Raw genomic sequence first — 12,574 nt, forward strand, 5'->3', positions numbered from 1 at the left:
AACGGAAGCTGAAGCCGCCTTCAGGTGGCTTCAGCACCGCTTCAGCATGGGTTCCGCAGAGTGGGGCCATCGCATCGGACGACGGAAGGAACCTCATGAAGCGCAAACTCGTGATCGCCACCGCCACCGCGGTCGCCCTGGTCACCGGCGGCACCGCGGTCGCCCTCGCGGCCGGCGGCACCGAGTCCGCGCCGGTCCAGCAGGCCCGTGCGGCGCTGGACCGGGACGACGACGGGGGCCGTGAGTCCGAGCGGGGGGCTCGGATCACCGCCGTCCAGGCGATCGACGCCGCCGTGAAGGCCCGCCCCGGCACCGTGGTCTCCGCCGAACTCGACGACGACGCGGACGAGAACGACGACGACTGGGAGGTCGTGGTGCTCGGCGCCAAGGGCTCCACCACCCACACCGTGCACATCGACCCGGTGTCGGGCCGTGTCCTCGGCACGGACACCGACCGCGATGACACCGACGACGCCGACGACGCCGGCGAAGACGCCGCGGTGAGGGACGCGAAGGTCAGCGCGCGCCAGGCGGCGCAGACCGCCGCCGCGAAGGGCTTCGTGACCTCGGTCGAGCTCACCGACGAGGACGACGCTCCCGCCACGAGCTGGGACGTGAGCGTCCGCCCGACCGGTGGGGCGGAAGACGACTGGAACGTCGACGTGAAGACCGGCGCGCTCGTCGCGGACAACGACGACCACAACGACAGCGACGACGACTGATCGCTGCGCCGGGCGTGGCAACCGCCCGTGTCGGCGGGCTCGTCGACCCGCCGCTCACCCGCACGGCGGACGACGGATCATGGTGTTGACCAGGGGACTCCGTCATATAGCAAGACGAGTGGTTTAGCTCCCCGTCCGTGTGAAGGAGCTGGCCCATGGGACGCCCGTACGTCGAGTGTGTGCGCGATGAATACTCACGACACGCACACTCCTGACATCGACACTCCCCTCGGCACTCCCTCACGGCGCTCCGTCGTCACGGCCACGGGTGCCTCGGCGCTCGCCGCCGGGCTCGCCGCCGCCTCGGCCGGGCCCGCGACCGCTTTAAGCCCGGCCACCGCTCCCTCGACGGTGCCCGCCGCCGTCCCGGCCGTCGCACCGCCCGGCACCGACCCCCGGGCGTACGCCACGGTCGCCCGCGCCATCGCCGTCTACGACGAGCACGACGAGTCGCTCGTCCCGGCCTACCTGAGGATCGTCGAGAACGGCCTGCCCGCCCGCCGGGCGAAGGCCACGAAGCGGGTCCTGGTCGTCGGCGCCGGGCCGGCCGGACTCCTCGCCGCCGACCTGCTCAACCGGGCCGGCCACGACGTCGTCGTGATCGAGGCCAACGGCAACCGCGTCGGCGGCCGCATCAAGACGTTCCGCAAGGGCGGACACGAGAACGGGGAGCAGCCCTTCGCCGACCCCCTGCAGTACGCCGAGGCAGGGGCGATGCGGCTGCCCGAGAGCCACCCGCTCCTCATGGCGCTGATCGAGAAGTTCGACCTCCCGCGCCAGGAGTTCTACCTGGTGGACGTGGAGGTCGGGAATCCGGCGAAGCAGGCCAACCGCACCTGGATCCACGTCAACGGCGTCCACATGCGCCGGGCCGACTACGAGAAGGACCCGGCGAGGATCAACGACACCTTCGGCGTCACGGGCGACCACCGGACGAAGACGGCCGCCACCATCCTCGCGGACGCCCTCGAACCCGCGCGCCGGCTCGTCCGGGACAAGGAGGGGACGGCCCTCGTCGACGGCTGGGTCGAGATCCTCCGGAGGTACGGCCACTGGTCCATGTACCGGTACCTCACCGAGGTCGCCGAACTGGACACCCGCACCATCGACCTCATCGGCACCATCCAGAACCTCACCTCTCGGCTGCACCTCTCCTTCATGCACAGCTTCCTGTCCGCCGCGCTGATCGACCCGAAGACGAAGTTCTGGGAGATCAAGGGCGGCACCGCGCTGTTCGCCGACGCGCTGTACGCGCCGGTGAAGAGCAAGGTGCGGCTCGACAGGCGCGCCGTACGGATCGAGCGGCGCGGCGGCAAGGTCCGGGTGCACACCGTCTCCGAGGACCAGCAGACCGGCGGGGAGGGCGTCACGGAGGTCTTCGAGGGCGACGAGGCGATCGTCACCGTCCCCTTCTCCGGCCTGCGGCACGTGACCTTCGACCCTCCGCTGGCCTACGGCAAGCGCCGGGCGATCACGGAGCTGCACTACGACGCGGCGACCAAGGTGCTGCTCGAGTTCTCCCGGCGCTGGTGGGAGTTCACCGAGGCGCAGTGGAAGGAGGCGCTCGACTCCATCGAGGACGGGCTGTACGAGCGGTACCGGGCGGGCGGGGTCGCCCACGGCGACTTCCTCGGCGCGCACCGGTCCGTGAAGGACCTGGGGGTGACGGTCCCCGACGGCCTGAAGGAGTACTTCTCCGTCTTCCGTCCGGTCGCGGGCCGCGAACCGGAGGCGTCCCATGTGCGGGGCGGCGGATCGGTCAGCGACAACGCCAACCGCTTCATGTACTTCGAGCACGCGGCGCCCATGGAGGGCAGCGACGGAGGCATCATGCTGGCCTCCTACAGCTGGGCCGACGACGCCCTCAAGTGGGACGCGTTCGCCGACGAGGAGCGGTACCTGCGGGCGCTCGCCGGCGTACAGGCCGTCTTCGGCCGCCGCTGCGAGGTCTTCTTCACCAACAAGTGCAGGACCCAGTCGTGGATGCGTGACCACTACGCGTACGGGGAGGCCTCGGTGCTCTTCCCGGGGCAGCACACCGAGCTGTTCCCGGACGTCCCCACGTCCGAGGGGCCGCTCCACTTCGCGGGGTGCCACACGTCGATCAAGCCCGCGTGGATCGAGGGCGCCCTGGAGTCCGCCGTCCGTACGGCCCTGAAGGTGCACACGGGCTGACCGGCCGGTCCCCGGGTGAGGGTCACCGGTCCGGTGGCCCTCACCCGGGGGTGAGTTCGCCGCTGAGCTTTCCGTGGAGGGCGGCGCTGGGCGCGTTGAGGCCGATGATCTCCACGGTCTTGCCGCGCTGGGCGTACCTGGTCTCGATGGCGTCGAGGGCGGCGACGGAGGACGCGTCCCAGATGTGGGTGGCCGACAGGTCGATGACGACCCTGTCGGGGTCGGTGGCGTACGCGAAGCGGCCGACGAGGTCGTTGGAGGAGGCGAAGAACAGTTCGCCGGTGACGCGGTAGACGACGGTGGTGTCGTCGGGGTCGGTGACGGCGGTGACGTCGGCGAGGTGGGCGACGCGCCGGGCGAAGATCACCATGGCGGTGATCGTGCCGCCGACGACGCCCACGGCGAGGTTGTGCGTGGCCACCACGCAGACGACGGTGATCACCATGACGGCGATCTCCCCGGCGGGCAGCCGCCGCAGCGTCTTCGGCGCGACGGAGTGCCAGTCGAAGGTGGCGAAGCAGACCATCACCATGACGGCGACGAGGGCGGCCATGGGGATGTCGGAGACGACCGGGCCGAAGACGATGCACAGCACCATCAGGAACGCGCCGGACAGGAACGTCGAGAGGCGGGTCCGGGCGCCGGAGACCTTGACGTTGATCATCGTCTGGCCGATCATCGCGCAGCCGCCCATGCCGCCGAAGAAGCCGGTCACGATGTTGGCGATGCCCTGACCGATCGATTCGCGGGTCTTGCTGGAGCGGGTGTCGGTGATCTCGTCGACCAGCTTGGCCGTCATCAGCGATTCCATCAGGCCGACCAGCGCCATCGCGAGCGCGTACGGGGCGATCAGCGTGAGCGTGTCGAGCGTGTACGGCACGTCGGGCAGGCCGGGGGCGGGCAGGGCGGACGGGAGGGCGCCCTTGCCGCCGACCGTCGGGACCGCGATTCCGGCGGCGACGGTGATGACGGTCAGGATGACGATCGAGACGAGCGGGGCCGGGACGACCGTGGTGACCCGGGGGAAGAACACCATGAGCGCGAGCCCGGCGGCGACCAGCGGATAGACGGCCCAGGGCACGTCCCTCAGCTCCTTGATCTGGGCCATGAAGACCAGGATCGCGAGGGAGTTGACGAAACCGACCATCACCGAGCGCGGGACGAACCGCAGGAGTTTCGCCACCCCGAGCGCCCCGAGGGCGATCTGGAAGACACCGGCGAGGATGACGGCGGCGATGAGGTAGCCGAGCCCGTGCTCGCGGTTCAGGGGGGCTATGACGAGGGCGACGGCCCCGGTCGCGGCGGAGATCATGGCCCGCCGGCCGCCGACCACGGAGATCACCACGGCCATCGTGAAGGAGGCGAACAGTCCGATCGCCGGGTCCACTCCCGCGATGATCGAGAACGAGATCGCCTCGGGGATCAGCGCGAGCGCGACGACCAGGCCGCCGAGCACCTCGGTGCGCCAGACCCTCGGATCGCGCAGCCAGTCCGGCTTCAGGCCGCGCAGACGAGCGACCGGGGACACGACGGAAACGGAGGAGGACAAGGGAAGCGGAACCTGTCGTGCTCGGGCACACCCGTCGGCGGCGGGCGACGCGGGAGGGCGGGGCGGGGGCGGGAGGGCGGAACGGGCAACTCTACCGCGAGGCCAGGACGGCGATCCTTGTCCACCGACCGGTGGACAAGAGGTTCAACCGGCCGAGCCTGTCGGCGCGGCGGCGCCGGCGGCGAGGCTGTGACGCATGACGAACCCCACCGTACGCATGGCCCGGTACAGCGCCCGGCACCCCTGGCGCGCGCTCATCGGCTGGATCCTCTTCGTGGCCCTCTGCCTCGGCACGGGCCTGGCCCTCGGGGCCAACCCCGCCACCACCGAGGACTTCCGCATCGGCGAGGCCGGCCGCGCCGAGGCCCTCGCCGCCGAGGGCGGTCTCCAGCAGAAGCCCCTTGAGCGGGTCATCATCCAGGCCGCGCCGGGCACCGGCCCCTTCGACCGGGCCGAGGCCGACGCCGCCGCGCGCGAGGTCGTCGCCCGGATGCGGCAGCTGCCCGAGGTGCTGTCCGTCGCCGACCCGGTCGCGGACGCCCGGCGCACCGCGCTGCGCGTCGACGTCACCATGAAGGGCGCCGAGTTCGAGGGGAAGCAGCACGTCGACGCGCTGCTCGCGCAGACCGCCGAGGTCCAGGCCGCGCACCCGCGACTGAGCGTCGAGGAGGTCGGCAGCCCCTCGATCGGCAAGGGGGTCGACAAGCTCCGCGGCGACGACCTGGCCCGTACCGAGGTCATCGCGCTGCCCGTCACCCTGGTCACGCTGCTGATCGTCTTCGGCTCGGTCGTCATGGCCGTCGTACCGCTGCTGCTCGCGCTGTCCTCGATCGTGGCCGCCGTCGGCCTGTCGATGGTCGCCTCGCACGTCTTCCCCGACGCCGGGGTCGGCACCAACGTCATCCTGCTGATCGGCCTGGCCGTCGGCGTCGACTACACCCTCTTCTACCTCAAGCGGGAGCGCGAGGAGCGGGCCCGGGCCGCCGGCGGGCGTCTCACCACACAGGCCGTCGTGGAGCTCGCCGCGGCGACCTCGGGCCGGGCCGTGGTCGTCTCCGGACTGGCCGTCGCGGTCTCCAGCGCCACGCTCTACCTCGCGGACGACGTCATCTTCTCGTCCATCGCCACCGGGGCCGTCGTCGTCACGCTGGTCGCCGTCCTGAGTTCGCTGACCGTGCTGCCCGCGCTCCTCGCCCTGCTCGGCGAGCGCGCCGAGCGCCGCGGGGCCCGCAAGGAGGCCCGCAAGGAGGCGAGGGCCGCGGCCCGCGCCGCCGCCGGCAGGCCCGTACGGCGCCGCGCCCTCCGTACCCCGGGTTCCGCCCGTACCGGCGGCGGCCGGATCACCGCCGCGGTCCTCCGCCCCGTCGCCCGGCACCCCGCCGTGACGCTCGCCGTCTCCTCGCTCGCTCTCGTCGCGCTCGCCCTGCCCGTCCTGAACATCACCATCACGGAGATGAGCCGCGAGACGCACTCCCGCGCCATCCCGGCCATGCGGACCTACGACCGGCTGCTGACCGCGTATCCCGAGCTCAGGTCGATGCACCAGGTCGTCGTACGGGCGGACGCCGAACGGGCCGGGGACGTCGCCGGCGCCCTTCGGGAACTCGCGGGCCGCGCCGCGGCCGAGGACCCCGCGATCGGCGGCACGCCCGTGGTGCGTACCTCCGCCGACCGCCGCATCACCCTCCTGGAGATGCCGGTCCACCGCTCCGTGAACAGTCCGGAGGCCCGCGTATCGCTCGACCGGCTCCGCGGCGGACTCGTGCCGGAGACCGTCGGCGCGCTGCCCGGCACCGAGGTGGCCGTCACCGGCGAGGTCGCCCGCTACGCCGACTACCCCGCCCATCAGAAGCGCAAGCTGCCGCTCATCGTGGGGGCGCTGCTGCTCGTCACCTTCGCGATGACCGTGTGGGCGTTCCGGTCGGTCGTCCTCGGCCTCGTCGGCGTCGTCCTCAACCTGCTCTCCGCGTTCGCCTCGCTGGGTGTGCTCGTCCTGGTCTTCCAGAACGAATGGGCCGAGGGAATCCTCGACTTCACGTCCACGGGCTCGATCGGATCCCGGGTCCCGCTCTTCCTCTTCGTGATCCTCTTCGGTCTCTCGATGGACTACCAGGTGTTCGTGATCAGCCGGATCCGCGAGGCCCGTCTCCAGGGCACCCCCACCCGGCAGGCGGTCCTCGACGGCCTGTCCTCCTCCGCCGGGGTGGTCACCAGCGCGGCCGTGGTGATGGTGACGGTCTTCGCCAGCTTCGCCGCGCTGCACCTCATCGAGATGAAGCAGATCGGGTTCAGCCTGGCGGTCGCCGTCCTCCTCGACGCCTTCGTGATCCGCATCCTGGTCCTGCCCTCCCTGATGCTGCTGCTCGGCGAGGCCAACTGGTGGCCCGCGCGCGGAATGCGGCCTACCGGGAGGCCCGGACGGACGGAGCGTCAGACCGTGTCCGTAGGCTGATCCGATGACCGAGCGGATGACCGACCGAACGACTCAGCGGACTGCCGAGCGGCCCGCGCTCACCGCGCTCCGGCGCTGGTACACCGCCGCCTGGCTGCTCCTGGGTCTGATCCCCTCGGTCATCGCCGTCGGCAACGACTCGGGGCCCGGCAAGTGGGCCTCCCTGGCCCTGGTCGGACTGGCCCTCGCCTACACGGCCGTCCATCGCGCCCGGGACCACCAGCCGGTCTACCTCGGAGTCCTGGCCGCCGGTCTGGGCGTGATGGCGGCCTTCCCCGGCGGCGGCGCGGCCCTGCTGATCGTCGCTCTCCCCCAGTTCTGGTTCCAGACCCTGGGGCGGCGGGCCGCCGTGCTGTTCAGCGGCGGCGCCGCCGCGGCCACCGCCGCGGGGAGCCTGCTGCGCGACTCGCCGGGGAACGCGGTCGCGGCCCTGACCGGCTACGGGATCTCGGTCCTGGCGGGCATCCTGCTCCACCGCCTGATCGCGGACAGCGAAGCCCGCGCCACCGCACTGGCCGCCGAACTGTCCCTGACCCAGGAACAGTTGGCGGACGCCCATCGCCGCCAGGGCGCGGCCGACGAGAGGGAGCGCATGGCCCGCGAGATCCACGACACCCTCGCCCAGGGGTTCGCCTCCATCATCGTGCTGGCCGAGGCGGCCCGGGCCGGCCTCGACGGCGACCCGGAGCGCACCGCGCAGCAGCTGCGATCGATCGAGCAAACGGCCCGCGAGAACTTCGCCGAGGCCCGGGTCCTGGTGGGCTCGGCCCCGCACAGCGGGCTGTCCCCCGGCTCGGTGGTGCCGACCCTGCGCCGCACTCTGGAGCGCTTCGCCCAGGACACCGGGGTCACGGTGGAGGCGGAGCTCCCGGAGGACGTCGACTGCGACCAGCAGACGCGGATCGCGCTGCTGCGCTGCACCCAGGAGTCCCTGGCGAACGTCCGGAAGCACGCCGACGCGAGCACCGTCGGTGTGGTCCTCGCCCAGTACCCGCACGCCATCGAGCTGGAGATCACGGACGACGGGCGGGGCTTCGTGGTCGAGGAGTCGCGCGGCTTCGGTCTGGACGGGATGCGCAAGCGGCTCGCCGAACTCGACGGCGAACTGACGGTGACGAGCTCGGTCGGGGACGGCACCCGCGTCCTCGCGACCTTCCACACGAACGGACAGTCCTGACATGCCCGCAGTACCCGAACCGCTGACACCCCCGACTCCGGCCCCGATCCGGGTCGTGGTCGTCGACGACCACACCGTGATGCGCGCGGGAGTGGTCTCGCTCCTGGCGCCCGCTCCGGACATCGCCGTCGTCGGCGAGGCGGGCGACGGCCGCGCGGGCGTCGAACTCGTCGAGCGGCTGACCCCCGACGTGGCCCTGGTCGACCTGCGCATGCCGGTCATGGACGGGGTCGCGGCGACCGCCGCCGTCACCGCCGGCCCCGCCCCGACGCGGGTGCTCATCCTGACCACGTACGACACCGACGTCGAGATCGAGCGGGCGGTGGAGGCCGGTGCCATCGGCTATCTGCTGAAGGACACCACCGGCGAGCAGCTGGCCGAGGCCGTGCGCGGCGCCGCCCGCGGGGAGACCGTCCTCGCCCCGCGCGTCGCCGAACGGCTCGTCGCCCGGATGCGCCGCCCGGCCCCGGTCGTCCTGACCGCGCGGGAGCAGGACGTGCTGGGGGCGGTGGCCGACGGCCTGTCCAATGCCGAGATCGGCAGGCGCCTGGTCATCGCCGAGGCGACGGTCAAGACCCATCTCCTCCGCGTCTTCGCGAAGCTGGACGTCAGCGACCGTACGCGCGCGGTGGTCGTGGCCCTGGACCAGGGCCTCCTCCCGGACCGCGAGCCGCCCCGCTAGCCGGGCGGCTCGGGCCGGCTCAGGGCAGCCGGCGGACGAGCAGCAGGGCGACGTCGTCGGTGCGGTGCGCGGCGTCCGTGACATGGCGGATCAGCTCGTCGGCGAGGGCCTCCAGGTCCCGTTCCCGGGACCTGGAGAGGCGGTCGGCGAGCTCCCTCGTCGCGGTGCCGATGTCGGCGCCGGGTGTCTCGACCAGCCCGTCGGTGAAGAGGGCGAGGACGGAGCCGGGCTCCCAGGGCGCGTCCGCCGTCGTGTACCCGACGTCCGCCGCGATCCCGAGGAGGAGCCCCGGCGGGACCCCGACCGGATCGGTACGACCGTCGGGGCGGCGCATAAGGGGCGGGGGGTGGCCCGCGGTCGCCAGCCGCAGCCGGTGGCGGGCGAGGTCGAGCTCGACGATCAGGCAGCTGGTGAAGCGGTCCGGGTCGAGGTCGTTCAGGAGCCGGTTGGTGCGGGCGAGGATGTCGCCCGGGGATATGCCGTCGGTCGCGTGGGCGTGGACGGCGATGCGCACCTGCCCCATGAGGGCCGCGGCGTTCGTGTCGTGCCCCTGCACGTCGCCGATGACGGCGATGACCCTGTCGGGAGGGGCGTGGATGAGGTCGTAGAAGTCCCCGCCGACGTCCATGCCGTGGCCCGCGGGCAGGTAGCGGGCGGCGACGGCCACCCCCGGGAGCGGGGTGAGGCCGTGCGGGAGCAGGCTCGTCTGGAGGCTGCGTGCGAGGGAGTGGTGGGCGTCGTAGAGGCGGGCCCTGGCGAGGGCCTGTGCGATCAGGCCCGCCAGGGAGGTGAGCAGCGCGCGCTCGGCCGCGGGGAAGGGGCGCGGCCGGTCGTACGAGAGGATCAGTGAGCCCACGGGACGGCCGGAGGCAACCAGGGGCAGGAACGCCCAGGCGTGGCGGCCCTCGTAGCGCGGGGCGTGCGGATGGGCGCGGTGGAGGTCGTCGAACGTGGGGAAGAATACGGGTACGCCGGTGGCGAGCACCTGGGCATCGGCGACCTCCGCCGTCAGGGGCGTACCGTCGAAGCGGTCGATGAACTCCTGGTCGTAGCCGCGGTGGCCGATGATGCGCAGTCGCCCCTCGTCCACGCTCATCAGGACGAGACCGCGCGGGCCGAAGGCGGGCACGATCTGGTCGGCGACGAGTTCGACGACCTCGTGGACGCCGGCCGCCTCGGCGAGGGTCGCCGCGAGATGCATGAGCTGGTAGACGGCGGTGGCGCCCACGGACGCAACGGGCTGCGGGCCCGGCGGGGGTGCGGGGCCCGGCTCGGCGGCGCCGGTGACCCCGTCCCCATCCCCCTCCCCGTCCATGGCGGCGGGTCCGGGTGTCGGGGTGATGTGGACGCTGATCCCGGTGTCGTCCGGGTGGAGCTCGAAGAGGAGCCACGCCCCCGGTCGGCGCCGGACGGTGAAGGACACCGGCTGACGGGTGACCACCGCCGCGCGGTAGCGGTCCTCGAAGACGGGGTCGTTCAGCCAGAGGAGCACCTCCCACGGCCGTCTGCCGAGCAGGGCGGCCGCTCCGGCGTCGACGAGCCGGGCGGCGGCGGTGTTCATGAAGGTGATGCGTCCGTCGAGGTCCAGGGCGCAGCACCCGATGGGCAGGCGCTCGGCGAAGTCGACGGCGGCCGCGGCTGCGGCGGGGTCGGCCTCGGAGGGGCGCGTCGCGTGCACGACGCGCGGCTCCTCGGGGTAGGACGGCGGGTCCTTTTCGGCCGCCCGCCGCAGGAGCCGTGCCGCCCGGCGGGAGGTGAGGTCGAGCGTCTCGCGCTCGTGCTCGTCGAGCTGGGGCGGATGCCAGACCGGCCACAGGAGGACGACGCCGCCCCACACGGTCGTGCCGTCGGCGATGGGGGCGGCTGCCAGCAGGAAGTCGTACGGCAGCACGATCCCCAGGCGCGGATAGCGGCGGGCGATGTCCTCCCGGCCGCTCAGCCACACGAGCGTCCGGTCGCGCATGGCGTCGGCCACCGGGATCGGGGCGTCGGCCGGGATGCGGACCCACGGGGCGGCGATCTCCCGGGACACGCCCGACACCAGGGCGAGCCGCAGGTTCCGGTCGCCCGGCACCCGCACGTACACGAGCCCTATCGACGCTTCCGTGTCGCGCATGACGTCGGCGAGGACGGCGTCCAGCAGTCCTCCGGCGAAGACGTCCTCGGCGTCGGCGTGCGTGGGCTCTCCCACGTCACCCATGTTCGGACCCTACGTCCGCCGACTCCCACCCGCGCGACAGGAGCTGCCGGCGGGTTCAGCTGTCGAAGCCGAGGCCGAAGCGGTCCAGGGTCCGGAGCCAGAGGTTGCGGCGGCCCTCGTTGAGGTCCGCGCGGGCCATCGACCACTTGGTGATGCCGACGCCCACCGAGCGGATCGGCTCGGGCGGGAGCGGCAGCGGCTTGCGGCGGACCAGCTCCAGCGAGGTGCGTTCGGTGCGGGCCCCGTCGAGCAGGTCGAGCATGACCTCGGCGCCGAAGCGGGTCGCCCCCACGCCGAGTCCGGTGAAGCCCGCGGCGTAGGCGACCTTTCCCCGGTGGCTGGAGTCGAAGAAGACGCAGAAGCGGGTGCTCATGTCGATGGCTCCGCCCCAGGCGTGGCTGAAGCGCATACCGTCCAGCTGGGGGAAGGCCGTGAAGAAGTGGCGGGCGAGGGTCGCGAAGGTCTCGGGCCGCTGGTCGTACTCGGGGCGTACGCGCCCGTTGTAGTGGTAGATCGCGTCGTAGCCGCCCCACAGGATCCGGTTGTCGGCGGAGAGCCGAACGTAGTGGAACTGGTTGTTCATGTCCGCGAAGCCCTGCCGGTTCCGCCAGCCCACGGAGGCGAGCTGCGCCTCGCTGAGCGGCTCCGTCATGAGTGCGTAGTCGTAGACGGGGACGGTGTACGGGCGGTGGCGGCGCAGCAGGGACGGGTACGCGTTCGTGGCGAGGGCCACCTTGTGGGCGGTGATCCGCCCGTAGGGGGTGCGGACGGCCATCGTGTGCCCCTGCTCGTCGAGCGAGAGGGCGGGGGTGTGCTCGTGGACGCGGACGCCGAGCTTGAGGCAGGCCTGCCGGAGGCCCCAGGCGAGGCGGGCCGGGTTGACCATGGCCACGTCGTCCTTGTTCCACAGGCCGGCGAGGAAGGTCGGCGAGTCGATCTCGGCGCGTACGGCTTCGGCGTCGAGGAATTCGGCCGTGCCGCCGTGGCGGGCCACGGTCTCGACCTCGTTCTGGAGGTCCGCGACCTGGTAGGGCTCGGTGGCGACGGCCATGGAGCCGGTGCGCTCCCAGTCGCAGTCGATGCCGTGGCGTACGAGGGTGTCCTCCATGGCCTGGAGGTTCTCGCGGCCGAGGCGCTCCAGGAGCCCGATCTCGTCGGGCCAGCGGGAGAGGCCGTTGTGCAGGCCGTGGGTGAGGCTGGCCTCGACGAATCCGCCGTTGCGCCCGGAGGCGGCGCCGCCCGCCTCGTCGGCCTCGACGAGGACCACGTCGAGCGAGGGGTCCCGCTCCTTGGCGACGAGGGCGGTCCACAGGCCGGTGTAGCCACCGCCGACGACGAGGAGGTCACAGGTGGTCGCGCCGACGAGGGCGGGCGCGGGCTGCGGCTTCTCGGGACTGTCGAGCCAGAACGGGGTCGGGTCGACGTCCCGGAGCGAGGCGAGAGGGTCCATGACGGCGGGGCTCCTTGAGATCGCGGAGGTGAGGTGCGGGCCTCCGAAGTGCCGCCATGACACCTCTCCGGACACATCAAGGTCAATGGTGTTGACATAAGGCCCCGCCGTTGAACTTTCCGCTGGTCGGGGCGGGCAGCACGCCGAGGGCGGCCGCGTCACGCGGC

Annotated in this window: 8 protein-coding genes; 5 read left to right on the forward strand and 3 right to left on the reverse strand. The window is 72.4% G+C overall.

What is annotated here, in order from left to right; all coding sequences use genetic code 11:
• Positions 1-95: 95 nt before the first annotated feature.
• Both OG357_RS02835 and OG357_RS02840 read left to right on the forward strand, forming a co-directional pair.
• Positions 96-722: a PepSY domain-containing protein gene (locus tag OG357_RS02835; RefSeq protein WP_329619580.1), complete on the forward strand. Its 627-nt coding sequence runs from the start codon at positions 96-98 to the stop codon at positions 720-722.
• A gap of 186 nt (positions 723-908) precedes the next feature.
• Positions 909-2,897 (forward strand): flavin monoamine oxidase family protein, encoded by a 1,989-nt coding sequence (locus OG357_RS02840; protein ID WP_329619581.1) that lies wholly within the window; start codon positions 909-911, stop codon positions 2,895-2,897.
• Between the two features lie 40 nt (positions 2,898-2,937).
• Here OG357_RS02840 and OG357_RS02845 read toward each other — a convergent pair whose 3' ends face one another.
• Positions 2,938-4,425 carry a SulP family inorganic anion transporter gene (locus OG357_RS02845; RefSeq protein WP_329619582.1) on the reverse strand — a complete coding sequence of 496 codons (1,488 nt, stop codon included), beginning with the start codon at positions 4,423-4,425 and terminating at the stop codon, positions 2,938-2,940.
• 217 nt (positions 4,426-4,642) lie between these two features.
• Between OG357_RS02845 and OG357_RS02850 the strand changes: the two genes are divergently transcribed.
• From OG357_RS02850 to OG357_RS02860, 3 genes are read left to right on the forward strand one after another with little or no spacing between them, the layout of a single operon-like run.
• Positions 4,643-6,898 (forward strand): MMPL family transporter, encoded by a 2,256-nt coding sequence (locus tag OG357_RS02850; protein WP_329619583.1) that lies wholly within the window; start codon positions 4,643-4,645, stop codon positions 6,896-6,898.
• A gap of 4 nt (positions 6,899-6,902) precedes the next feature.
• Positions 6,903-8,075 carry a sensor histidine kinase gene (locus OG357_RS02855; protein WP_329619584.1) on the forward strand — a complete coding sequence of 391 codons (1,173 nt, stop codon included), beginning with the start codon at positions 6,903-6,905 and terminating at the stop codon, positions 8,073-8,075.
• Position 8,076: 1 nt separating this feature from the next.
• Entirely contained in the window at positions 8,077-8,757 is a 681-nt protein-coding gene (locus OG357_RS02860; RefSeq protein WP_329619585.1) for a response regulator transcription factor, read from the forward strand.
• A gap of 19 nt (positions 8,758-8,776) precedes the next feature.
• Here OG357_RS02860 and OG357_RS02865 read toward each other — a convergent pair whose 3' ends face one another.
• Complete coding sequence (locus OG357_RS02865; RefSeq protein ID WP_329619586.1) at positions 8,777-10,957, reverse strand: SpoIIE family protein phosphatase; 2,181 nt, start codon at positions 10,955-10,957, stop codon at positions 8,777-8,779.
• Positions 10,958-11,012: 55 nt separating this feature from the next.
• Positions 11,013-12,407 carry an NAD(P)/FAD-dependent oxidoreductase gene (locus OG357_RS02870; RefSeq protein ID WP_329619587.1) on the reverse strand — a complete coding sequence of 465 codons (1,395 nt, stop codon included), beginning with the start codon at positions 12,405-12,407 and terminating at the stop codon, positions 11,013-11,015.
• Between the last annotated feature and the right edge of the window lie 167 nt (positions 12,408-12,574).

Origin of the sequence: Streptomyces sp. NBC_01255 (assembly GCF_036226445.1) — a bacterium.
Lineage (GTDB): Bacteria > Actinomycetota > Actinomycetes > Streptomycetales > Streptomycetaceae > Streptomyces.